Origin of the sequence: Micromonospora sp. LOL_023 (genome assembly GCF_048060115.1) — a bacterium.
In the GTDB taxonomy this organism is placed as follows: domain Bacteria; phylum Actinomycetota; class Actinomycetes; order Mycobacteriales; family Micromonosporaceae; genus Micromonospora_E.
The window spans coordinates 65,115-86,915 of sequence record NZ_JBHMIM010000016.1; the positions used below are offsets into that span (position 1 = coordinate 65,115).

General features: G+C 71.1%; 23 protein-coding genes. 11 read left to right on the top strand and 12 right to left on the bottom strand.

Annotated features, from left to right (window positions below; translation table 11 throughout):
- Window positions 1-206 precede the first annotated feature (206 nt).
- On the top strand, window positions 207-1,388 hold the full coding sequence (locus ACFHVL_RS11285; RefSeq protein ID WP_416627575.1) for an ROK family transcriptional regulator: 1,182 nt from the start codon (window positions 207-209) through the stop codon (window positions 1,386-1,388).
- Between the two features lie 22 nt (window positions 1,389-1,410).
- Here ACFHVL_RS11285 and ACFHVL_RS11290 read toward each other — a convergent pair whose 3' ends face one another.
- Window positions 1,411-1,935: a hypothetical protein gene (locus ACFHVL_RS11290; RefSeq protein WP_416627576.1), complete on the bottom strand. Its 525-nt coding sequence runs from the start codon at window positions 1,933-1,935 to the stop codon at window positions 1,411-1,413.
- A 2-nt stretch (window positions 1,936-1,937) separates the two neighbouring features.
- Complete coding sequence (gene dnaG / locus ACFHVL_RS11295; protein ID WP_416627577.1) at window positions 1,938-3,815, bottom strand: DNA primase; 1,878 nt, start codon at window positions 3,813-3,815, stop codon at window positions 1,938-1,940.
- 313 nt (window positions 3,816-4,128) lie between these two features.
- Between dnaG and ACFHVL_RS11300 the strand changes: the two genes are divergently transcribed.
- Window positions 4,129-4,425: a hypothetical protein gene (locus ACFHVL_RS11300; protein WP_326552482.1), complete on the top strand. Its 297-nt coding sequence runs from the start codon at window positions 4,129-4,131 to the stop codon at window positions 4,423-4,425.
- A 276-nt stretch (window positions 4,426-4,701) separates the two neighbouring features.
- On the opposite strand, the gene ACFHVL_RS11305 is transcribed toward ACFHVL_RS11300, so the two are convergent.
- A complete protein-coding gene (locus ACFHVL_RS11305; RefSeq protein WP_416627624.1) occupies window positions 4,702-5,955 on the bottom strand; it encodes a deoxyguanosinetriphosphate triphosphohydrolase in 1,254 nt (417 codons plus the stop codon).
- 182 nt (window positions 5,956-6,137) lie between these two features.
- Here ACFHVL_RS11305 and ACFHVL_RS11310 point away from each other — a divergent pair, with 182 nt between their 5' ends.
- Complete coding sequence (locus ACFHVL_RS11310; RefSeq protein ID WP_416627579.1) at window positions 6,138-6,644, top strand: hypothetical protein; 507 nt, start codon at window positions 6,138-6,140, stop codon at window positions 6,642-6,644.
- On the opposite strand, the gene ACFHVL_RS11315 is transcribed toward ACFHVL_RS11310, so the two are convergent.
- Complete coding sequence (locus tag ACFHVL_RS11315) at window positions 6,628-6,978, bottom strand: VOC family protein (RefSeq protein ID WP_326552480.1); 351 nt, start codon at window positions 6,976-6,978, stop codon at window positions 6,628-6,630. The genes ACFHVL_RS11310 and ACFHVL_RS11315 overlap by 17 nt on opposite strands.
- Window positions 6,979-7,294: 316 nt before the next feature.
- Here ACFHVL_RS11315 and ACFHVL_RS11320 point away from each other — a divergent pair, with 316 nt between their 5' ends.
- Entirely contained in the window at window positions 7,295-7,789 is a 495-nt protein-coding gene (locus ACFHVL_RS11320) for a roadblock/LC7 domain-containing protein (protein WP_416627581.1), read from the top strand.
- Window positions 7,790-7,952: 163 nt separating this feature from the next.
- Here ACFHVL_RS11320 and ppdK read toward each other — a convergent pair whose 3' ends face one another.
- The 5 genes from ppdK to ACFHVL_RS11345 form a co-directional block, all read right to left on the bottom strand.
- Window positions 7,953-10,688 (bottom strand): pyruvate, phosphate dikinase, encoded by a 2,736-nt coding sequence (gene ppdK, locus ACFHVL_RS11325; protein ID WP_416627583.1) that lies wholly within the window; start codon window positions 10,686-10,688, stop codon window positions 7,953-7,955.
- 219 nt (window positions 10,689-10,907) lie between these two features.
- Window positions 10,908-12,095 (bottom strand): tRNA dihydrouridine synthase DusB, encoded by a 1,188-nt coding sequence (gene dusB, locus ACFHVL_RS11330; protein WP_416627585.1) that lies wholly within the window; start codon window positions 12,093-12,095, stop codon window positions 10,908-10,910.
- A gap of 37 nt (window positions 12,096-12,132) precedes the next feature.
- Complete coding sequence (locus tag ACFHVL_RS11335) at window positions 12,133-13,512, bottom strand: glycine--tRNA ligase (protein WP_416627587.1); 1,380 nt, start codon at window positions 13,510-13,512, stop codon at window positions 12,133-12,135.
- Between the two features lie 70 nt (window positions 13,513-13,582).
- Complete coding sequence (locus ACFHVL_RS11340) at window positions 13,583-14,053, bottom strand: hypothetical protein (protein WP_416627625.1); 471 nt, start codon at window positions 14,051-14,053, stop codon at window positions 13,583-13,585.
- Window positions 14,054-14,335: 282 nt separating this feature from the next.
- The gene (locus ACFHVL_RS11345; RefSeq protein ID WP_416627589.1) at window positions 14,336-14,677 is read right to left on the bottom strand and encodes an antibiotic biosynthesis monooxygenase family protein; all 342 of its coding nucleotides are present in this window, start codon (window positions 14,675-14,677) and stop codon (window positions 14,336-14,338) included.
- 31 nt (window positions 14,678-14,708) lie between these two features.
- Between ACFHVL_RS11345 and ACFHVL_RS11350 the strand changes: the two genes are divergently transcribed.
- The 7 genes from ACFHVL_RS11350 to ACFHVL_RS11380 all read left to right on the top strand — a co-directional run bounded on the left by ACFHVL_RS11350 (window position 14,709) and on the right by ACFHVL_RS11380 (window position 19,237).
- On the top strand, window positions 14,709-14,966 hold the full coding sequence (locus ACFHVL_RS11350) for a hypothetical protein (RefSeq protein ID WP_416627591.1): 258 nt from the start codon (window positions 14,709-14,711) through the stop codon (window positions 14,964-14,966).
- Window positions 14,967-15,078: 112 nt separating this feature from the next.
- Window positions 15,079-16,089, top strand: coding sequence for a metal ABC transporter substrate-binding protein (locus ACFHVL_RS11355; protein ID WP_416627593.1), 1,011 nt, complete (start codon window positions 15,079-15,081; stop codon window positions 16,087-16,089).
- On the top strand, window positions 16,086-16,847 hold the full coding sequence (locus ACFHVL_RS11360) for a metal ABC transporter ATP-binding protein (RefSeq protein WP_416627594.1): 762 nt from the start codon (window positions 16,086-16,088) through the stop codon (window positions 16,845-16,847). Before ACFHVL_RS11355 ends, ACFHVL_RS11360 begins: the two co-directional genes overlap by 4 nt.
- Window positions 16,844-17,731: a metal ABC transporter permease gene (locus tag ACFHVL_RS11365; RefSeq protein ID WP_416627595.1), complete on the top strand. Its 888-nt coding sequence runs from the start codon at window positions 16,844-16,846 to the stop codon at window positions 17,729-17,731. Before ACFHVL_RS11360 ends, ACFHVL_RS11365 begins: the two co-directional genes overlap by 4 nt.
- Window positions 17,732-17,796: 65 nt before the next feature.
- Window positions 17,797-18,090, top strand: a complete 294-nt coding sequence (locus ACFHVL_RS11370; protein ID WP_416627626.1) for an ArsR/SmtB family transcription factor — start codon at window positions 17,797-17,799, stop codon at window positions 18,088-18,090.
- A gap of 49 nt (window positions 18,091-18,139) precedes the next feature.
- Window positions 18,140-18,574, top strand: a complete 435-nt coding sequence (locus tag ACFHVL_RS11375) for a transcriptional repressor (RefSeq protein WP_326552471.1) — start codon at window positions 18,140-18,142, stop codon at window positions 18,572-18,574.
- 57 nt (window positions 18,575-18,631) lie between these two features.
- A complete protein-coding gene (locus ACFHVL_RS11380; protein WP_416627596.1) occupies window positions 18,632-19,237 on the top strand; it encodes a hypothetical protein in 606 nt (201 codons plus the stop codon).
- Window positions 19,238-19,240: 3 nt separating this feature from the next.
- On the opposite strand, the gene ACFHVL_RS11385 is transcribed toward ACFHVL_RS11380, so the two are convergent.
- The 3 genes from ACFHVL_RS11385 to ACFHVL_RS11395 all read right to left on the bottom strand — a co-directional run bounded on the left by ACFHVL_RS11385 (window position 19,241) and on the right by ACFHVL_RS11395 (window position 21,603).
- Complete coding sequence (locus ACFHVL_RS11385) at window positions 19,241-19,753, bottom strand: DUF6328 family protein (RefSeq protein ID WP_416627597.1); 513 nt, start codon at window positions 19,751-19,753, stop codon at window positions 19,241-19,243.
- Window positions 19,754-19,828: 75 nt separating this feature from the next.
- Window positions 19,829-20,590 (bottom strand): TIGR03943 family putative permease subunit, encoded by a 762-nt coding sequence (locus ACFHVL_RS11390; RefSeq protein ID WP_416627598.1) that lies wholly within the window; start codon window positions 20,588-20,590, stop codon window positions 19,829-19,831.
- Window positions 20,587-21,603, bottom strand: coding sequence for a permease (locus tag ACFHVL_RS11395; protein WP_416627627.1), 1,017 nt, complete (start codon window positions 21,601-21,603; stop codon window positions 20,587-20,589). Before ACFHVL_RS11395 ends, ACFHVL_RS11390 begins: the two co-directional genes overlap by 4 nt.
- Between the last annotated feature and the right edge of the window lie 198 nt (window positions 21,604-21,801).

Here is a 21,801-nt window from a genome sequence, read left to right on the forward strand (position 1 = left end):
AAATCGAAGACAAAGTACGACTTGTACAGCTTGAAGTTTGCGTCTCTATACACTAAGTTTACCATCCTGGCGATTAACTCTGCGTCAGCGTGTAGAGCCAACGCCCCGCACGGTCCCTGCCCACGCCGGTTCGCCTCGCCCGCGTGTCCACCGGCCCCACGTCGGACTGTTCCGCGTGCCGGCTCCAGGTAAAGGACGATGACAACGTGCTAGGAGTGTGGCCGGAGAACGCACACCAGGCGCGGATCCTGCGTCTGCTCCGCGACGGCCCACGATCCCGCGCCGAGCTCGGGGACGCGGTCGGCCTCTCCCGGTCCAAGGTGGCCACCGAACTCGACCGGCTACTCAGCCGCGGCCTGGTCGAGACCGCCGGCCCCGCCGCCTCCCGGGGCGGGCGCCCCTCATCGATCATCAGGATCGCCGCAGCCACCCGCTTCCTCAGCGTCGACATCGGCGTCAACACCCTCGACGTCGCGCTCACCGACGGCGAGCTGCAGGTCGTGGCCCGCCGCGCGCAGCGCACCGAGCTGCGGCAGGGACCGACCGCGGTGATCGCACAGGCGCTGGAACTGGTCACCAAGCTGGCCGCCGACTCGGGCACCGCCCGGTTCACCGGCGCCGGCATCGGTCTCCCCGGACCGGTCAGCTTTCACGAGGGCGTGCCGGTTTCGCCGCCGTTCATGCCGGGCTGGCACCGCTTTCCGGTCCGCGAGATGTTCAGCACCGAACTCGGCTGCCCGGTGCTGGTGGACAACGACGTCAACATCATGGCGCTCGGGGAGAAACACGCCGGCATCGCCCGGTCGTTCGAGGACTTCCTGTTCATCAAGATCGGGGTCGGCATCGGCGCCGGGATCGTCGTCGCCGGTGACGTCTACCGCGGTGCCAACGGCTGTGCGGGCGACATCGGCCACACAGCCGTCGACGAGAACGGCCCGCAGTGTCTGTGCGGCAACGTCGGTTGTCTGGAGGCCTACTTCGGCGGTGCGGCGTTGACCCGCGACGCGTTGGCCGCCGCCCGCGCCGGCCGCTCCGACCAACTCGCCGATCAGCTCGCCCGGATCGGCACCCTGACCGCGCTGGACGTCACCCAGGCCGCTGTCAGCGGCGACCCTGTCGCGATCGGGATGGTCCGCGACGGCGGCCGGCGGGTCGGCCAGGTGCTGGCCCGGCTGGTGAGCTTCTTCAACCCGGGGATGGTGGTGATCGGCGGCGGGCTCTCCGGCATGGGGCACGCCCTGCTCGCCGAGATCCGCAGCGTGGTCTACCGCAGCTCCCTGCCGCTGGCCACCGGAGACATGCTGATCGTGCTGTCCGAACTCGGCGACCAGGCCGGGCTGATCGGCGCCACCCGGATGGCCAGCGATCACGTCTTCACGGCGAGCTGACCGGGGCCGCCGGCACCACCGGTCAGTCGGCCCGTTCGACGCTCGACCGGGTCGCCGCCACGAACTCGGCGGTGTACTCGGCCAGCCCGGGGGCGTCGACGTCGGTGTCAGGGTCGTACCGGACCGTCCAGGTCAGCCCGTCGACACCGGCGACCCGTCGGCCGACCATCAGGAATCCACCACCGTCGAGCGGCTGGTGCAGGGTGAAGCCGACCGACCGGGTCACCCGGGCCCGGATCTGGTTCGGCACGTCCTGCGGATCCGGCAGCTCGATCGAGATCGGCGGCAGATCGACGACCACGGCGTACTGCTCGTGCCGGGCCACGACCTCCGCGGCGGTGATGGTGAGCACCTCGCCCGACCAGACGGCCTTGTGTACCTGGTGCCAGCCGAGCCGGTCGGCCCGGCCCGGCAGCCACACGCCCCGGTTGGTGACCACCACGGCTGCGGCCGCCGCCGACGCCCAGGCCAGCACCCGCTCGTCACGCTCCAACGCCGGACGCGCCTGCGCCGGCAACCGGTTCCCGCGCCGGAACAACCCCCACACGGCTACAGCCCTCCTGCGGCTCGGTCACGCAGCGCCCGCGCGTTCTGCTCCAGGGAGAACAGTTCCCCGGCCAGGGTCAGGTATTCGTCCTTGTTCGCCACCGGGTTGATCCGCTGCACCTTGGACTTGATCTCCCGGATCCGCGCGGTGACCGCCGCCCACTGCAGCCGGGCCAGGGTGACCGAGACGTAGTGCGGGTCCGGCTCGCGGTCGACGTGCAGCGGCTCCACCGCCAACTCGGCGACCAGTCCCCGGGCCGCCAGATCGGAACAGTTGTCCCGGACCTGCTCGATCCAGACGGCACCGGTCACCGCGACCGCAACCCCCCCGGCCTGCGCCATCGCCTCGCGGACGGCGCTGTGCACCGGATGCAGATAGGCCTCCGGGCCGAGCGTGTCGAACATCGGCCCGGCCAGCACCGGCACCTGCAGCCCCAGTTTGAGCGCTTCACGTTCGACCAGCACCTGCGGGTCGTCCGGCTCGACCGGCGGCCGGGGCGCCGCCGGCTGCGGTGGCGCGGCCCGGTTGCCGCCGGCGGACCGTGGCGGGGCGGCGCCGGCGGCGAGTACCGCGCGCTGCACCGGCTCGATCTCCATGCCGAGGTCACCGGCGAGCTTACGGACGTACTCCGGTCGTTTCTCCCGGTCCTTGAGCTTCGCCACCAGCGGCGCGGCCCGGCGCATCGCCTCCACCCGGCCGTCCACGGTGTCCAGGTCGAACCGGCTGAGCATCTGCCGCAACGCGAAGTCGACGAGCGGCTCGCGGCGCGCGACCAGATCGCGTACGGCTAGATCGCCCTTGGCCAGCCGGAGCTCGCACGGATCCATGCTGTCCGGGCTGACCGCGATGAAGGTACGTCCGACGAAGCGCTGGTCCTCCTCGAAGGCGCGCAGCGCGGCCTTCTGCCCGGCCGCGTCGCCGTCGAAGGTGAAGATGATCTCGCCAGCGACGGCCTCGGTGTCCATCAGCAGCCGCCGCAGCACGCCGATGTGATCGGGCCCGAAGGCGGTGCCGCAGGTCGCCACCGCGGTCGGCACACCCGCCAGGTGACAGGCCATCACGTCGGTGTAGCCCTCCACGATCACCGCCCGGCCCTGCCGGGCGATCTCCCGCTTGGCCTGATCGATGCCGTACAGGACATGGGACTTCTTGTAGATCGGGGTTTCCGGGGTGTTGAGGTACTTGGGGCCGTCGTCGTCGTCGAACAGCTTGCGGGCGCCGAATCCGATGACGTCACCGCTGAGTTCGCGGATCGGCCAGAGCAGCCGACGTCGGAACCGGTCGATCAGCGACCCGGACCGGGCCTGTCGGGCCAGCCCGGCGGTGATCAGCTCCTGGGTGGTGTAGCCCTGTTGGCGCAGGTGGCGGGTGAGCTCGTCCCAGGCGTCAGGAGCGAACCCGCATCCGTAGCGCTGGGCCGCCGCCCGGTCGAAGCCGCGACTGGCGAGGAACTCCCGTGCCGGGCGGGCGGACGGCGTCGTCAGCTGGCCGGCGTAGAACTCGACCGCGGCGGCGTGCGCCGCGATCAGCCGCTGCCGCTGGCCGGTCTGCTGGCGTACCGGTGCCGGTCCGGCCTCGATGTAGCGCAGTTGGAGACCGGCCCGGGCGGCGAGGCGCTCCACCGACTCGATGAAGGTGAGGTGTTCCGCCTCCATCAGGAAGGTGATCGCGTCACCGCCCTTGCCGCAGCCGTGGCAGAAGTACACGTTGCGCCCGGGCGCGACGGTGAACGACGGGGTCTTCTCGTCGTGGAAGGGGCAGAGCCCTTTCAGATTGCCGCCACCGGCCGACTTGAGCGTGACGCTGTCCGAGATGACGTCGGCGATCGACGTCCGCTCCCGTACGAGAGTGATGTCCTCGTCCCGAATCCGACCAGCCATGCTGCGGCGCCACCCCCTTCGGGTACATCCTGCCCTGCCACCGTGATCACCGGCAGTGCGGGTGCCCGGCCGGACGCCCGGCCGTCGACCAGGCCGGTCAAGATCGCCGAACCCCGTCCTGACCAGGCAGTGTTCTGTCAATACGCATTTTCCACGCCTCGCCGCAGAACAGACCTTGTCCTGACCTGTAACCGCAGCAATACTGTCTGTGTCGCACCTAGTGAACCGTTCGCTGGCTTGTTTCTCTTTCTTCACGATTCACTGTGTCTTGTCTACATTGCCGGAAACCCAGCCCGAAGGAGGAGGCACCCCCATGCCCCAGCTGCTGCCTGAGACGAACGCCATCGACCACCTGGACGTGGTTGCCCTCGACGGAGCCCCACGCCTGTGCGCCCTCTACCGCACCCGCGACGCCGAGTTGGCGCCCGAGGAGGAGCTGCCGCACATCGCCGGCTGGGTACTGGCCTGGCCGGACGGTTCCGCGCTCACCCTGCTGACCGAGGGCGAGCAGCCCCGGATCATCTCCGGGTCGCTGTCCAACGTCGAGAACTGGTGGTCGGCGCTGCTCGCCGCCGACCTCGTCGCGGTCCGCCCACCGACCAGCGGCTGACCTCGACCGGGAGCCTGACCGCGGCGGTCAGGATGAACCGGGGCGCTACTCTCCATGGCCGAGGAGGGTGCCACCGACGCCCGAGGATCCGACCCGCTCGCCCGAGAACACGTTGAGCATCACGCTGGCCGAGTACGTACAGCTGCAGGAGGCACGACGGGCCGTACACCGAGTCGAACGCCCGATGCACGTTCTTCCTCGGTGTCGCCGCCGCCGCGACCGCCGCCTCCGCCAACCTGGCCGATCCCGCGCCGCCGGCAGCCGGCGACGCGCTGGTCAGCTCGGTGACCGCCGACCCGCCGACCCGGTGAGTCGCCGATGCCAGGAGACCGCCGCCGGATCGGTCAACGAGGCCACCTGGTCGATGATCACCCTGGCCCGGCCCTGATCGTCCGACGCCTGCCTCCACAACGGGGCGAAGACGGCGTCCAGGTCGGTCGGTGCCCGGAGCGTCAACGCCTCGACCAACTCGGCGAGGATCTCGCGCTGTCGGGCGTATCCGGCCTGCGCGCCGGGACGGCGCATCACGTACCGCAGGGCGAGACCCTTGAGCAGGGCGCACCGGGCCCGCACCACGCGCGGCACCACCAGGTCCGCCGCGTACCGCCGGACCGGTAGCCGGCCGGCGTGCTGCCGGGTCGCCGACACCGCGGCCGACACGAACGCGCCGGTCAGCATGCTGGTCATGCCCTTCAACGCGGCCTGCGCGGGGTGGCTGCCGTCATAGCCGGTGAGCGGACGCAGCGCCGGATGCGCGAGCAGATCCGCGAGCGTGCCGGCCAGGTCGTCCGCCGACTCGGTGGAGTAGACCTCGGCGACGTCGGCGGCGAGCGCGGCCTGTTCGTCACGGTCGGCGCACAGGGCCGCGAGGTCGATGTAGCCGCCGTGGATGCCGTCCTCCAGGTCGTGCACGGAGTAGGCGACGTCGTCGGCCCAGTCCATGACCTGTGCCTCCAGGCAGCGCCGGTCCGGCTGCGGTGCCCCGTCACGCAGCCAGGTGAACACCGGCAGGTCGTCGGCGTACACCCCGAACTTGCGCTGCCCTGCTCGTCGGGGCCACGGATACTTGCAGGTCGCGTCGAGCGAGGCACGGGTGAGGTTGAGCCCGGCCGAGTCGCCCCGTGGGCCGATCACCTTGGCCTCCAGCCGGGTGACCACCCGCAGGGTCTGCGCGTTGCCCTCGAATCCGCCGTGGTCGGCGGCGATCTCGTCCAGCGCGTGCTCGCCGTTGTGGCCGAACGGTGGATGACCCAGGTCGTGTGCCAGCCCGGCGACGTCCACCACGTCCGGATCGCAGCCGAGCCGGGCACCCATCTCGCGACCGATCTGCGCGACCTCGAGCGAGTGGGTGAGCCGGGTACGGGGTACCCCGTCGGCACCGCCGGAGTCGGCGGTGTGCACCTGCGTCTTGGCGGCCAACCGGCGGAATCCGGCGCTGTGCAGCACCCTGGCCCGGTCACGCTCGAACGGGCTGCGTCCGGAGCCGGTGCCCTTCGCCGGCTCGGGCACCCAGCGGTGGCTGTCGGCGATGGTCCCGGCCGTCGGATCGCCGGATGGCGGGTTCACCTCGGGAGCCTATCGACCCGGACCGGGCGGTGGCCTGGTGGAGTACGTCACTCGACCGGGGGACAGTTTCGGTCCGATTTCCGAATTGTGTCGCGATGTTGACGCCGACGGCCCGCGGCGCCGGCTACCGGTTCACAATCGCAGACGTGGCTGACCAGGGGTGGACCCGTACCAGCCGGCTCGTCCACAGCACCGAGGTGACCGGACCGATGCGGTACGCCGTCGAGGAGCACTGCGCCGGCCAGCTCATGGGGGAGCTGGCCGGCGCCAGCGCCTGCTGTCTCACCAGATCGACCGCACCAGGGTCGCCGCACCTCCGGACGCAGGGCGCGGTCCACCATCGGATCGACATCCTGCTCGGTCGGCATCTGGTCACCGCCGGCGACGATCTGCCACGCGGATACGCCCGCTCGGCGAGGCTCAATGCCCTGACTCTCGCCCCGCCCACCGGGGACGGGATGCTGGTGACCGCCCGCTGGCACGCGCACGGCCGCGCCGAATCCTGCTGGCTGGGGTTCGGCGACGGGCCCGACGCACGTACCTTTCTGCTGCTCCTGCGGTCGGCGGTCGACCGGGCGGCCAACGGGCGGCCGGTGCTGGCCGACCGACGCCGACCCACTGTGGCCGCCGGCCGACTCAGCCCCGCCCGCTGAGTACGCAGAACTCGTTGCCCTCCGGGTCGGCCAACACCATCCAGGAGACGTCGCCCTGATCCAGGTCGACCCGGCGGGCTCCCATGTCGACCAGTCGCTCCACCTCGGCCGCCTGGTCGGTCGGTCGCAGGTCGAGGTGAATCCGGTTCTTCAACTGTTTGCTCTCCGGCACCGGCACGAAGAGCAGCCCGGGAGGCTGCTCCGGCGACTTGCGGATCTCCACCTCGTCCGGCGCCTCGTGCACTATCCGGTAGCCGAGCGCCTCCGCCCACCACCGCGCCAGCCGGGCCGGGTCGTGGGCATCGACCACCAGGTTCTCCCACTGACTGACCACTGGACCACCTCCCGCTGTCCACGACGAACCCCAAGCTCACCCCTACGGTACGGCGATCGGAGCGACCACACCGCAGTGACGGTCCAAACACTCGAAGCCAGTCCGAAGATCGTTCGCAATGGCCGATCAGCTACCAGTTGTTGTCCAATTGCCGATGGTTACGGGCCAGCACAGCCACATCGCTTGCGGTAGCGTGCCAGGAGCACAACGTCACTTCAGCCCTGATCCCGTCGATTGGACCGTGCACCAGTCTCGGTCTGCGAACGAGCGGGGCCGGCGACCAGTCACCCGGACGATCGAGTGAAGGAGACCGCCGGTGGATACCGACACCGCCATTCTCACCGAGCTGCACGGGCTACGCCGCCGGGTGCCCGAAGTGGCCGGTTCCGTACTGGCCGGCGTGGACGGCCTGATGATCAGCCGGGACCTCGCGGGTACCGGCACCGACGCCGACAGCATCGCCGCGCTCGCCGCCGCCAGCGTCGGCCTCGGCCGCCGGTTCGCCGTCACCTCCGGTCACGGCGAGCTACGGGAAACCGTCATCGCGGGCACCCACGGCTACGTCGCCCTGTACGCCGCGGGCAGCCGGGCGCTGCTCGCGGTACTCGCCGGCCCGGGTGCCGACCTGCCACTGCTGCACACGCACGCCCGCCGGGTGGCGCAACTGGTCGACGGGATCCTGCAGACCGATCTGGTGACCAACGTGCCGGATCCGGACCCGAGCTTCCTGGACAACCGGGCACCGCTGGCTGTACGCACCCCGATGGCCACCCTGCCGTACAACCCGGCGCTGCCCCGCCGGCGGCGCTGACCCGGCTCTTGACGCCGTCCTCGCCCGACCGGGAAACCGGTGGCCAGTTGCCGGCACCCGCCCCTCGGCCCGACCGGGAAACCGGTGGCCGGCTGCCGTACCCGCCCCCCCACGGCAGCCGGCCGCCTACCCGGACCAGCCACGGCCGACCCGGGCTGAGTCGTCAGCGGCTGTCCGACCCGGTCGACTCCACCGCCGCGCGGCCAGCCGCCAACCGGGCGACCGGCACCCGGAACGGCGAACAGGACACATAGTCCAGTCCCGCCTCGTGAAAGAACCGCACCGAGTCCGGATCGCCCCCGTGCTCGCCGCATACCCCGATCTTCAGCCCCGGCCGGGCCGCGCGCCCCTCGTCGACGGCGATCCGCACCAGCCGGCCGACCCCGTCGGTGTCGAGCGACTCAAATGGCGAGATGCCGAAAATGCCGAGCTCAAGGTAGCGCCAGAAGAAGGCACCCTCCACGTCGTCACGGGAGAATCCCCAGGCCATCTGGGTCAGGTCGTTGGTGCCGAACGAGAAGAACTCGGCCGAGCTGGCCAACTGGCCGGCGGTCAACGCCGCCCGGGGCACCTCGATCATCGTGCCGATCAGGACCTCGACCGAACGTTCCCCCAGCACGTCGGCGATGATCCGGTCGGCTTCCGCGCGTACCGTCTCCAGTTCCTGGACCGCACCGACCAGCGGCACCATGATCTCGGGCCGCGGGTCGTACCCGGCGGCGGCCAACTGGGCCGCCGCCTCGGTGATCGCCCGCACCTGCATCGCGAACAGGCCCGGGATGACCAGTCCGAGCCGCACCCCGCGCAGGCCGAGCATCGGATTCTGCTCGTGCATCCGGCGGACCGCGGCCAACAGCGCCTCGTCCCGCCCGGGGTGCTGACCACGGGAGTGCGCCAACGCCACCGACACGGCGAGTTCCTCCAACGACGGCAGGAACTCGTGCAACGGCGGATCGATCAACCGCACGGTGACCGGCAGCCCGTCCATCTCCCGGAAGATGTCGACGAAGTCGGCCCGCTGCAACGGCAGCAGGTCGGCCAGCGCCGCCGACCGCTGCGCCTCGTCGTGGGCCAGGATCAGCCGCTCCACCAGCCCTCGGCGTTCGCCCAGGAACATGTGTTCGGTGCGGCACAGGCCGATCCCCTGCGCGCCGAACCGCCGGGCCCGGGCGGCGTCGGCCCCGGTGTCGGCGTTCGTGCGCACCGCCAGCCGCCGCCGGCCGTCGGCGTGCGCCAGAATCCGGTGTACGGCCAGTACCAGCGGATCGTCGGTGGTGGCCGGATCGACCTCCCCCTCGAAGTACTGCACCACCTCCGACGGGCGCACCGGCACCGCGCCCAGATAGAGGCAACCGCTGGTGCCGTCGATCGACACGACGTCGCCTTGCATGACGGTGTGCTCGCCGACGGTGAAGCGACCGGCCCGGACGTCGACGTCGAGCGCGTCCGCCCCACACAGGCAGGTCTTGCCCATCCCCCGGGCCACCACCGCGGCGTGGCTGGTCTTGCCGCCCCGGCTGGTCAGGATGCCCTCGGCGGCGATCATGCCAGGCAGATCGTCCGGATTGGTCTCGCGCCGGACCAGAATCACCGCCTCGCCCAGGCCGGCCAGCTCCACCGCCCGCGCGGAGTCGAACACGACCTTGCCGACGGCGGCCCCGGGTGAGGCGCCGATCCCGGTGGCGATCGCGAGCGGCCCCGCGGACAGGTCGAAGCAGGGGAACATCAGCTGGGCCAGCTGGGCTCCGCTGACCCGGTGCAGCGCCTCGTCCAGGTCGATCATCCCCTCGTCGACGAGCTGGCTGGCGATGACGAAAGCGGCCGCGGCGGTGCGCTTGCCCACCCGGGTCTGCAGCATCCACAACTTGCCGCGTTCGATGGTGAACTCGATGTCGCACAGGTCCCGGTAGTGGTTCTCCAACCGGGCCATGATGGTCAGCAGCTCGTCGTAGGAGTCCCGGTCGATCCGGGCCAGCTCCTGCAGCGGCAGCGTGTTGCGGATGCCGGCGACCACGTCCTCGCCCTGCGCGTTGGCCAGGTAGTCGCCGTAGCTGCCCTGGGCGCCGGTCGCCGGGTCGCGGGTGAAGGCCACCCCGGTGCCCGAGTCCGGGCCAAGGTTGCCGAAGACCATCGCGACCACGTTGACCGCGGTGCCCAGGTCGGCCGGGATCCGCTCCTGCCGCCGGTAGACCACCGCCCGATCGGCGTGCCACGAGTCGAACACCGCCTGGATCGCCAGGTCAAGCTGCTCGCGAGGGTCCTGCGGGAAGTCCCGGCCGGTGTGCGCAAAAAAGATCTTCTGGTACGCCTGGACCAGTTTGCGCAGGTCGTCGGCGTTCAACGCCAGGTCGTCGTCGGTCGCGCGGGTGCGCTTGGCCGCCTCCAACGCCTGCTCGAACTCCTCCCCCGGCACCTCGCAGACGGTCTTGCCGAACATCTGGATCAGCCGCCGGTAGGAGTCCCAGGCGAACCGCTCGTCTCCACCGGCCTGGGCGGCGAGTCCGGCCACACAGTCGTCGTTGAGCCCGACGTTGAGCACCGTCTCCATCATCCCCGGCATGGAGAACTTCGCCCCCGAACGGACCGAGACGAGCAGCGGGTCGGCCGGGTCGCCGAGGCGTTTGCCGCGCTGGCCCTCCAGCCGGGCGAGGGCGGCGGCGATCTGCTCGGGCAGATCGGCCGGCAGAACGCCACGGTCCAGGTAGGCCCGACAGGCCTCGGTGGTGATGGTGAAGCCGGGTGGGACCGGCAGGCCGAGATTGGTCATCTCGGCCAGGTTCGCGCCCTTGCCGCCGAGCAGATCCCGCTGTTCGCGATTTCCCTCGGCGAAGTCGTACACATATCGCGGGTGCTCCGGTGCCGACCGGAACGCATCGCCGGATTCGCCTGCTACCGCCATCATTGGCCTCCGTGTGCCGTTCGACGCTGAACGATGGTTCACCAATGGCCATTGGTTGGCGCAGGCTATGCGACCAGCGCAGCCGGCCGACAGTAGTGGGTGACCAGCCGCACAGCACCTGGCAGCGGCACCGCTCGGAACGCCCCTACGGAAACGCTCCCATGCGCAGGATCGCGCATTCACCGGTGTCGAACGTCACCTTGCGGATGTGCCGCCGGTTCAGCCACCGGAGTCGGCGAGCTCCGCCCCGGCCGGCACCGACTCGTCGTCCCGGCTGGCCAGCCAACCGGCCGGCAGGAAGACCTTCCCCGGGGCGTTCGTCCGGCCACGCGGCTGGCCGAGGGCGTGTACGGGGAACGGCTCCGCTGGGTCGAGCTGGGCCAACAGGGCGTCCAACTCGGCGAGGCTCGACACCATCGCCAGGGCCCGCCGGAGCTCGCCGCCGACCGGGAACCCCTTCAGATACCACGCGACATGCTTGCGGAAATCAGTGCAGCCGTCCCGCTCGGCGACAGCCCGGTCGGCACGCCCGGTGGCGAACCAGTCGACCAGCAGTTCGGCGTGCCGACGCATGGCGGCGGCCACCGGGCCCAGCGCGGGCAGCACCCGCTGCGGCCGGCCGTCGAACGCGGCCGACAGGTCGGCGAACAACCAGGGTCGACCCAGGCAACCGCGACCGACCACCACACCGTCGGCACCGGTGTGCGCCACCATCCGCAGTGCGTCGTCGGCTTCCCAGATGTCGCCGTTGCCCAGCACCGGCACGTCCAACGCCTGCTTGAGCCGGCCGATGGCGTCCCAGTCGGCGCTGCCCGAGTAGCGCTGCGCGGCGGTGCGCCCGTGCAGCGCCACGGCGGCCACCCCGGCCTCCTGCGCGGCGAGACCGGCGTCGAGGTACGTCAGATGGTCGTCGTCGATCCCCTTGCGCATCTTGACCGTCACCGGCACTCCGGCCGGGGCCGCCGCCCGCACCGCGTCCCGCACGATCCGGCTGAACAGCCGGTGCCGCCACGGCAGCGCGGCGCCGCCACCCTTGCGGGTGACCTTCGGCACCGGGCAGCCGAAGTTCAGGTCGATGTGGTCGGCCAGGTCCCGCTCGACCACGATCCGGACGGCGGCAGCGGTGACCCGCGGATCGACCCCGTACAGCTGCAGGCTCCGCGGGCGCTCCGCCGGCCCGAACGCGATCATGCGCAGCGTCTTGGGGTTACGCTCGACCAACGCCTGCGTGGTGATCATTTCGCAGACGTAGAGCCCGCCGCCCTGCTCCCGGCACAGCTGGCGGAACGCGACGTTGGTGATCCCGGCCATCGGGGCCAGCACCACCGGCGGCCAGACCTGATACGGGCCGAGTGGCAACGGCGCGCGGCTGGTGGCGGCCGGCGGGAAACTCTGGTGCGCGGTCACGGACACATCGTCCAGGATTCCACGTGACCGGTCCGGATCAGCTGGTGGGCAGCCGCTCCAGCAGGTACCGCTCGACCTGGTCGAGCGATACCCGCTGCTGCACCATGGTGTCGCGGTCCCGGATCGTCACCGCGTCGTCGGCCAGCGTGCCGAAATCGACGGTCACGCAGTACGGCGTACCAATCTCGTCCTGGCGGCGGTAGCGGCGGCCGATCGCCTGCGAGTCGTCGAACTCCACCACCCAGCGGCGCCGCAGCGCGTCACTGAGGTCGCGGGCCTTCGGCGACAGGTCCGCGTTGCGCGACAGCGGCAGCACCGCCACCTTGACCGGGGCCAGCCGGGGATCGAACCGCAGTACGGTGCGTCTGTCCACCCCGCCCTTGGTGTTCGGTGCCTCGTCCTCGTCGTACGCGGCGAGCAGGAAGGCGAACACGGCGGCGGTCAGGCTGGCCGCCGGTTCGATCGCGTACGGCACCCACCGCTCACCGCGCTCCTGATCGAAGTAGGACAGGTCGGCGCCGGAGTGTTTGGCGTGGGCGGTGAGGTCGTGGTCGGCCCGGTTGGTGACCCCTTCCAGGCCGAAGAACTCCGCACCGGAACCGCCGGAGCGGTACGCGATCTCCACCATGCGCTTGGCGTGCTGCGGCAGGCCGGCCAGGGGCAGCTCGACCCGGCGCAGCTGGCCCGGTGCGAGACCCAGGTCGACGTACCAGTCCCAGCGCTGTTGCACCCAGTATTCGAGCCAGTGGTCGTCCGAGCCGGGCTCCACGAAGAACTCCAGCTCCATCAGCTCCAACTCACGACTGCGCAGCAGGAACTCGCCCGGCCCGACGATGTTGCGGAACGCCCGGCCGATCTGGGCGATGCCGAACGGCGGCTTCTTCCGGGCGGCGATCATCACGTTGGCGAAGTTGACGAACGTGCCGGGTGCCGCCTCCGGGCGCAGATAGTAGGGGTCGCTGGCCGGTGCCGCCCGGTCCGGCCAGGCACCGAACAGCCCGCTGACCCGCTCCGGTTCGGTGAAACTGCCTCGGGTGCCGCAACTCGGGCAGACGATGTCGGTCAGCGCGGCCGGGGCGCGGCCGGAGCGCCGGGTGAACTCCTCGACCATCCGGTCCAGCGATCGGACATGATCGCACGCCCGGCAGCGGGCCCGGGTCTGCGCGTACGCATCGAGCAGGCCGGCGGCGGCGAACACCTCGCGGGCCTGGATCACCGCCGAGTCGAGACCGACGACGTCGTCGCGCTGCTGGACCACCGCCCGCCACCACTGCCGCCGCAGGTGCTCCTTGAGTTCGACGCCGAGTGGCCCGTAGTCCCAGGCCACCGGTTCACCGCCGTAGATCTCACCGGACGGAAAGGCGAAGCCCCGCCGTTGAGCGAGACTGACCACGGCGTCGATACGGTCGGCTGGCATGCGCTGCTCCTACGCCGGCTGGCGGCCAGCGGGGACGTGCGGGTGGACGGTTGTGGCAGATCCTCGGAGGCTACTCCTCGATGCCACAGACCTCTAGCTCACCGGTGCCGGTGTCCTGGTTGAGCGACACGCGCAGGGTTTCCGAGCCGCCATCGGAGTACGTCACCTCGACCGGCACCACGATCCTGCTGGTCACCGAGACCTGCCCCACCGAGTACGAGTCGACCTCGGGCTCCTCGGTGAGCCGTTCGGCGAACTCGTCGGATGATTCGCGACGCTGTGCCTCCGCGCAGAGCATCCCGTACGCGGCACCGAAGTCCTGCAGGCTCACCGCCTCGAAGTAGTCGTCTACCGCCACCCGGGCCTGTTCGTTGACCGCCTCGGTGCCGGTGACGATCAGCCCGACGAGCGCGACGGTGCCGCCGCCGCAGCACAGCAGCACGGCGAGCGCGGCCACGCCGAGCCCGATCCAGACCCGCGCGGTGCGGCCTTCCACCGGCGGTGCGGCGAACGGCGGCGCGACGCCTGGCCCGGTCGGCACCTGGTACGGCGGACCCGTAGGGACGGGCGTTGACTCGGCCAGGTCGACCGGTGACTGGGCCAGGTCAGACGGTGGCTGGGCCAGGTCAGACGGTGGCTGGGCCGGCTCGGCGTGCGGCGACGGTGGCACGGCGGGCCCAGCCGCAACCGGTTGGCTCTGGCGCTGTGGCGGCTCCCACGGCGAGGGCGCTGCCCACTCGGACGGGCCGGCGGGTACGGCGGACGATGGGCGCGGTTCCACCGGTCCGGGATCGGTCATTCCGCTAGGGTAGTGCCCGGCGGATCAGCGCCCGGGCCCTGTGGCCCGGTCACTGGTGTGCGTCGCCGGTTCCTCGCCGGGCAGGGCGGTGACGAGGGCCTCGAACGCGGACGGTTCGTCACGCGAGGCGGCGAGCAGCGGCGTGGCGTGGACCTTGACCTCGAAGGCGCCGAGCGCCCGCCGGTAGGTGCCGACCGACTCCCATTCGGTGACCAGGCACCAGGTCTCAGGCTCCTCCAACGCACGGTGCACCGCGCCGCGCTGGTATCCGGGGCAGCCGGCCAGGGCCCGCAGCGCGGACCGGGCCCGATCGACAAAGCCCGAGGTGTCCGCATCGGTGACGGTGAACCGGTTGACCACCAGCACGCTGATCCCCCTTCTGACTAGAGTCTGTCGGATGCAGCCTACGCAGCCGTCCTGGCCGACCCGGGTCCGGCGGATCAACCCGACCGGAGCGTTCCTCGCCGCGCTCGCGCTCATGCTGGTGGGCCTGTTCGCGCCGGGCATCGTGGGCGGCGCGGCACTGCTACTTCTGGCTGGCGCGCTGGTCATGCTGTTGCGGCTGACCTGGCTGGCGGTACCGCCAGCGGGACGACTGCTGCGGCTGCTGGTGCTGACCCTGGTGGTGGCGGCCGCGCTGGCCAAGATCTTCTGACCGCACCCGCGCCCTGACCGCACCCGTGCGTCGATCAAGCCGTGCGACCTGCGGCGACGCATGCAACCATGCGTTGTTGACAATGATTGTCGCCCTCGCGGAGAGTTGCCTGATGCACAACCACCTCTTCCGCCGTACCGTCGCCACCACCGCCGGCGCGCTGCTCGCCCTGGGCGGCACCGCTGCCTGTGCGGAGGATGGCTCCGATAGCACCGCCTCCACCGCCGAGACTCTCGGCGTGGTCGCCGCCTTCTACCCCCTGCAGTACCTGGCCGAGCGGATCGGCGGCGACGCCGTCTCAGTCACCGGCCTGGCCCCGCCCGGGGCCGAACCACACGACCTGGAGCTGAGCCCTCAACAGGTCGGCCAGATCAGTGACGCCGATCTGGTCGTCTACCTCAGCGGATTCCAACCTGCCGTCGACGCGGCGGTCGAGCAGGAGGGCGGCGACCGGGCCTTCGACGTCGTCACCGTCGAGCCGCTTCTCGACGCCGCCGGCGACGACGGTCACCACCACGGCGACGAGGACGAGCACGCCGAGGACGAGGACGCTCACGAGGACGAGGACGCTCACGAGGACGACGAGCACACCGACGGCGACGCCGCCAAGGACCCCCACCTGTGGCTCGACCCGACCCGCTTCGCGACCGTCGGCGACGAGTTGGCCGAGCGTCTCGGTGCCGCCGACCCGGACCGCGCCGCCGACTACACCGCCCGCGCCGCCGAGTTGCGCACCGAGCTGGAAGCCCTGGACACCGAGTACACCGAGCGGCTGACCACCTGTGAGCGTCGGGAGATCATCACCAGTCACGCCGCCTTCGGCTACCTGACCACCCGCTACGAGTTGGAGCAGATCGGCATCACCGGGCTCAGCCCCGAGGACGAGCCGGCGCCTCAGCGTCTCGCCGAGGTGATCGAGGAGGCGCAGGAGCACCAGGCGACCACCATCTTCTTCGAGACCCTGGTCAGTCCGAGCATCGCCGAGACCATCGCCAGCGAGGTGGGCGCCGAGACGTCGGTGCTCGACCCGATCGAAGGGCTGCAGCCGGACGCCGACGGGGACTATTTTTCGGTCATGCGGAGCAACCTCGACAACCTGACCGTCGCCCTGGGCTGTTCGTGACCGACAGCGTCGTTCAGGTTTCGCACGGGGTGGCCGGCTACGACGGCCGCCCCGTTCTGCGCGCCGTCGACCTCACCGTGACCAGCGGTGAGGTCGTCGCGCTACTCGGCGCCAACGGCTCCGGCAAGTCCACGCTGATCCGTGCCGCGCTGGGCCTGGTGCCGCTACGCAGCGGCACCGTGCAGCTGTTCGGGGTGCCGCTGAAACGGTTCCGCCAGTGGCACCGGGTGGGCTACGTGCCGCAGCGACTCGGTGCTGGCAGCGGCGTACCGGCCACCGTCGGCGAAGTCGTCGCCTCCGGCCGGCTCGCCCGGCGCGGCGTACTGCGACCGGCCGGTGCCGCCGACCGGGCCGCCGTCGCGGCGGCGCTGACCGCCGTCGGCCTGGCCGACCGGGTACGCGACCCGGTCGCCACGCTGTCCGGCGGACAGCAGCAGCGGACCCTGATCGCCCGTGCGCTGGCCGGCGAGCCGGAGCTGCTGGTCCTGGACGAACCCACCGCCGGCGTCGACGCGGCCAGCCAGGAGGCGTTCGCCCAGGCACTCGGCGCCTTCAGCACCAGCGGTGGCACCGTACTGCTGGTCGCCCACGAGCTCGGGCCACTGCAGCCGCTGATCGGCCGGGCGGTGGTGCTGCACCACGGCGAGGTCGTCCACGACGGACCCGTGCCCGAGCCCGCCGGCCATCACGCCGATGCCGACCACGAACACGTACACCCGCACGCCCCGGCGGAGCTGCCCCGGATGTGGCACACATGAGCATCTTCCAGTACGAATTCATGATCCGCGCCCTGATCGGCGCGTTGGTCATCGGGCTGGCCGCCCCGACGCTCGGCATCTACCTGGTCCAGCGGCGGATGTCGCTGATCGGCGACGGCGTCGGCCACGTCGCCCTGACCGGGGTCGGCGTCGGGTTGCTGCTGGACCGCTCCCCCGTACTCACCGCGGTGATCGTCGCCGCGATCGGCGCGATCGCCATCGAGCTGCTGCGCGAACGTGGCCGCACCTCCGGCGACATGGCGCTGGCCATGCTCTTCTACGGCGGCATCGCCGGCGGGGTGATGCTCGTCGGGCTGGCCGGCGACCGCAGCAACGCCAACCTGATGGCGTACCTGTTCGGGTCGCTCACCACCACCAATTCCGAGGACCTGCGGATCATCGTGGTGCTGGCGGCCGTCGTGCTCGTCACGATGCTGCTGCTACGCCCGGCGCTGTTCGCCATCTGCCACGACGAGGAGTACGCCCGGGTCTCCGGCCTGCCGGTGCGCACCCTCAACCTGCTGATCGCGGTGACCACCGCGGTGACCGTCACCGTCGCGATGCGGGCGGTCGGGCTGCTGCTGGTCAGCGCGCTGATGGTGGTGCCGGTCGCGACCGCACAGCAGGTCACCCGGGGATTCCGCAGCACGATGGCGGCGGCGATGGCCATCGGCCTCGCCTGCGCCGGTTCCGGCGTGTGGCTGGCCGGCACCGCCAACACCGCGATGGGCGCGACGATCGTGATCCTGGCGATCGGGGCGTTCGCGGCGACCGCGACCGGTGCCGGGGCGTGGCGGCTGCTACGTCGGCGCGGTGTCCGGCTGCCCGCCCCGGCCCGGCTGCCCACCGAGGCGGAGCCCCCCGAGGTGGTTCTGGAACGCTGAGAGCCGGCGTCACGACGCCTGCCTGCCGATCCGGCCCCGCTATTGGTTACCGTTGCGGGGTGACGATGGCCAACGGGTACGAGGGGTACGAGAGCGCCGGCGAACTGCTGCGCGCGCTGGCCGCCCCGATCCGGGTGGCGATCGTGACGGAGCTCGCCCAGGGTGAACGCTGCGTCCACGAGCTCGTGGAGAAGCTCGGCGCACCGCAGCCCCTGGTGTCACAGCACCTGCGGGTGCTGCGCGGCGCCGGCGTGGTGCATGGCTCCCGGCGCGGCCGGGAGATCGCGTACGCGCTGGTCGACGAACACGTCGCGCACATCGTCTCGGACGCCGTCAGCCATGCTCGGGAGGTCCGGTGACAGTCCGCCGGCAGATTCCGGTCAGCGAGAAACGTTCCGGAGGCACACGATGAAGACCGATGACAGCGCCACCGTCGAGCAGACGGCGGTACGCAACACCCGGCAGCGCAGCGCGGTCAGCGCGATCCTCGACGAGCTGGCTGGCTTCCACAGCGCCCAGGAGCTGCACGCCATGTTGCGCGAACGCGGCGACCGGGTCGGGCTGACCACCGTCTACCGGACCTTGCAAGGGCTGGCCGACTCCGGCGAGGTGGACGTGATGCGCCCACCCGGCGGCGAACACCTGTACCGACGGTGCAGCCAGGGCCATCACCATCATCTCGTCTGCCGGTCCTGCGGCAGCGCGGTCGAAGTCGAAGGGCCGGCCGTGGAGGCCTGGGCGGAGCGGGTCGCCGCCCAGCACGGGTACGTCGGGGTGAGCCACACCATGGAGATCTTCGGGACCTGCCCACAGTGCGCGGCGCGACGCACCCCCGCCAAGTGACCCGCGTCGGCTCCAGCTGACCCGCGCTCCACGACGCCGGTCCGGCACAGTGTTCCCATGCAGATCTACGCGGACCGACTCCCCGCCGCCGCCCGCCAACTCGTCACCGACCTGATCGTCGTCGTCTGGGTCTGTCTGTGGATCCGAGCCGCCAACTGGCTGCACGACTGGGTCGGCGGCCTCGCCGCAGCCGGCCGGACCCTGCAGGACGCCGGCACCGGCCTGGCCGACAACTTCGCCGACGTCGGCAGCCGGGTAGGGCGGGTGCCGCTCGTCGGTGACGAGCTGACCGGCCCGTTCGAGCAGGCCGCCGGGGCGGCCAGCTCGGTCGCCACCGCCGGTCAGCAGCAACAGGACGTGGTCGCCGACCTGGCCCTGGGGCTCACCGTCGCCGTGCTGATCCTCCCGCTGGGTCTGGTGCTGTTCGGTTGGCTGCCGCTGCGGGTGCGCTGGATCCGCCGAGCCAGCGCCGCCACGGCCCTGCGTGGCCGGCCCGCCGGGCAGGACCTGCTGGCACTACGGGCGCTGACCACCCGCCCGCTCGCCGCGATCGCCGCGATCGACCCGGACGTGGCGGCCCGGTGGCGCGACGGCGACCCGGAGATCACCGCCGCGCTCGCCGCGCTGGAACTGCGGTCTCTCGGACTACGCGCACCGCATTGACGGTCACCGCGCCGGATCCCGCAGCAACTGGACCTGAGCGTCCTCGCTCCACTCGTCGTCGTCGCGCATCCAACTGCGGTTGACGAATGGCAGGCCGACCCAGAAGGTCAGAAACCAGATCCCGGTGACACCGCTGAGGACGAACGCGACAGGCCGGGGCAGGATGAAGTCGGTGACCAGCAGCACCGAGCTGACCATGGCGATCAGCATGAAGCCGAGGCCGCCGCTGGCCATCCGGTGGGCGAACCGGACGAGGTCCGGCTTTCGGCCCTGGCGGAACAGCACCCGGTGAAAGGCCACCGGGGAAATGATCATCGCCGCGGCCGCCGCGGCGGCCAGCAGCGCGACCACGTAGATGTCCCGCTGGAAGTCGGTCGTGTCCGGAAAGCCGCTGCTGAACGGCAGGGTGAGCAGGAACGCGAAGAGGATCTGCACCCCGGTCTGGGCGACCCGCAGTTCCTGCAACAGGTCGGCGAAGTTGCGCTGCCAGCGTTCCCGGTCGGTCTCCCGGCCCATTGTGCTCGTCCTCTCGCCAACCGCTACCGAAATCGGCGGGCGGAAGGATGCCCCGGATCGGCGGACGTGAAACCTCTACTCGTACTGCTGCCTGGGTGGGTCGATCTGCTCCCAGGAATCGACCTGCAGGTACGGGATGCTCGCCCCGTTCACCGAGTCGGTGCCGATCCGGTCGCTGTACCGGCCGACCACTTCGATCCAGGTGTCCTGCGGTAGACCGGTGGGGACACTGCCGTCCATGCCGACCTTGATCGGGCGGCCGTCGGCGGCACAGCAGGAGAGCACGATCCGGGCGAGCATCGGCTGGCCGTCCGGCCCGTCGGTGACGAAGCCGGTGAGCGCGACGGCGCGGCCGTCCAGTGACCTGCCCTCGTCGAAGATCGCCCGGGAGGCGTAGTCGAGCACACTGATCGTGGCCGGATCCCCGTCCGGTAGCGGCGGGTAGTCCGACGCCGCCTGCTCGCTGCTCAACGCGGTGCCGGCCTGTGCGGCCGAGTAGGAGCCGAGCGCGGGCGGGGCGACCAGCAGCAGTCCGAGCACCGGCAGGATCAGCAGCCAGCCGACCTTGGGCTCGTGGTGGGCGTGCCCGCCGTGACCGTGCTCGTCGTGCCCGCCGTCGGCGTCGGCGATCGGGGGCTCCGCCGGGATGGGTGTCGACCGGCGGCGCAGATCGTGCCAGAGCGTCATGATCGCGGCGGCGATCAGCAGCAGTCCAGCGGCGATCAGGAACGGCTGCAGCACCTCCTTGACGTAGCGCAGATACATGTCGGTGACGCTGGCCTTGACGACCGCACCGCCGAGCAGTAGCAGCAGCACGCCTTGGGCTTGCTTGTTCACAGCAGCACCGTCCCCACCGCGACCGCCACCACGACGGCGATCACAAACGTCGCCGGAGCGAACCGGTACGCGAACCGGCGCCCGAACGTTCCGGCCTGCATCGAGATCAGTTTCAGGTCGACCATCGGCCCGACCACCAGGAACACCAGCCGCGACGTCAGCGAGAACTGCGACAGCGAGGCGGCGACGAACGCGTCGGCCTCCGAGCAGATCGACAACAGTACGGCGAGCACGGCGAGGGCCAGGATCGACAGCACCGGGTTGTCCGCCAGGGTCTGCAGCCAGCGCTCGGGCACCAGCACGTTGATGCTGGCCGCAGCCATCGCGCCGATGACCAGGAAGCCGCCGGCGTGCATGATGTCGTGGCGGACCGCCGCCCAGAACGCGCGCGCCCGGGACAGGTCGTCCAGGTCCGGCCGGTGCGGCAGCCGGATCCAGTCGGTGCGGCCGAGCCGCAGCCACAGCCAACCCATCACCATCGCCACGACCAGGCTGGCGATACCCCGCCCGAGCGCCATCTCCGGATTGTTCGGGAAGGCGACCACCGTGGACACCAGCACGATCGGGTTGATCGCCGGGGCGGCCAGCAGGAACGCCAGCGCGGCGGCCGGCGTCACCCCCCGGCGGATCAGCGAACCGGCGATCGGCACCGAGCCACACTCGCAACCGGGCAGCACCACTCCGGCGGCGCTGGCCACCGGCACGGCCAGCGCCGGATGTTTCGGCAGCGCCTTCGCCCAGAACGACCGCGGCACGAAAACGGCGATCACCGCGGACAACACCACCCCGAACACCAGGAACGGCATCGCCTGGACCATCACCGAGACGAAGACCGTGGTCCAGGTCTGCAACCGGGGGTTCGAGATGGCGTTGGCCAACGGCTCCCGGAAGATCACCAATCCGATCAGCAGGAAGGCGAGCACCTCCACCGAGCCGACGCGGTCGCCGAACAGCCGCCGCCGGGGTGGGCGCGGTGGGCCGGGCGGGGCACCGGTGCCGGCCGACCCGGGCAGGTCCTCCGGTGCCGGCGTGCCCCAGTCGATCTCGTCACCCGGGCGCGCCCGGCGCGTCGCGGTGCGATCGGCAGCGGTCACGGCGGGCTGATCCCCTTCGCTGGGTGAATGAGGCGGGCAGCCCACGATAACCCGCGCAGGGGTGCCCACCGCCACACCCGGACGCGATCACTGTTCGCCCGGGCCGCCCGGTGCTAG

What these genes read in the sequence shown, in the direction of transcription:
- ppdK (WP_416627583.1), bottom strand. Translation starts at nt 10,688, where the DNA reads ATGGCGGTAGCAGGCGAATCCGGCGATGCGTTCCGGTCGGCACCGGAG.
- ACFHVL_RS11350 (WP_416627591.1), top strand. Translation starts at nt 14,709, where the DNA reads ATGCAGCCTACGCAGCCGTCCTGGCCGACCCGGGTCCGGCGGATCAAC.
- dnaG (WP_416627577.1), bottom strand. Translation starts at nt 3,815, where the DNA reads ATGGCTGGTCGGATTCGGGACGAGGACATCACTCTCGTACGGGAGCGG.
- ACFHVL_RS11385 (WP_416627597.1), bottom strand. Translation starts at nt 19,753, where the DNA reads ATGGGCCGGGAGACCGACCGGGAACGCTGGCAGCGCAACTTCGCCGAC.
- ACFHVL_RS11375 (WP_326552471.1), top strand. Translation starts at nt 18,140, where the DNA reads ATGAAGACCGATGACAGCGCCACCGTCGAGCAGACGGCGGTACGCAAC.
- ACFHVL_RS11355 (WP_416627593.1), top strand. Translation starts at nt 15,079, where the DNA reads ATGCACAACCACCTCTTCCGCCGTACCGTCGCCACCACCGCCGGCGCG.
- ACFHVL_RS11335 (WP_416627587.1), bottom strand. Translation starts at nt 13,512, where the DNA reads ATGCCAGCCGACCGTATCGACGCCGTGGTCAGTCTCGCTCAACGGCGG.
- ACFHVL_RS11365 (WP_416627595.1), top strand. Translation starts at nt 16,844, where the DNA reads ATGAGCATCTTCCAGTACGAATTCATGATCCGCGCCCTGATCGGCGCG.
- ACFHVL_RS11300 (WP_326552482.1), top strand. Translation starts at nt 4,129, where the DNA reads ATGCCCCAGCTGCTGCCTGAGACGAACGCCATCGACCACCTGGACGTG.
- ACFHVL_RS11370 (WP_416627626.1), top strand. Translation starts at nt 17,797, where the DNA reads ATGGCCAACGGGTACGAGGGGTACGAGAGCGCCGGCGAACTGCTGCGC.
- ACFHVL_RS11380 (WP_416627596.1), top strand. Translation starts at nt 18,632, where the DNA reads ATGCAGATCTACGCGGACCGACTCCCCGCCGCCGCCCGCCAACTCGTC.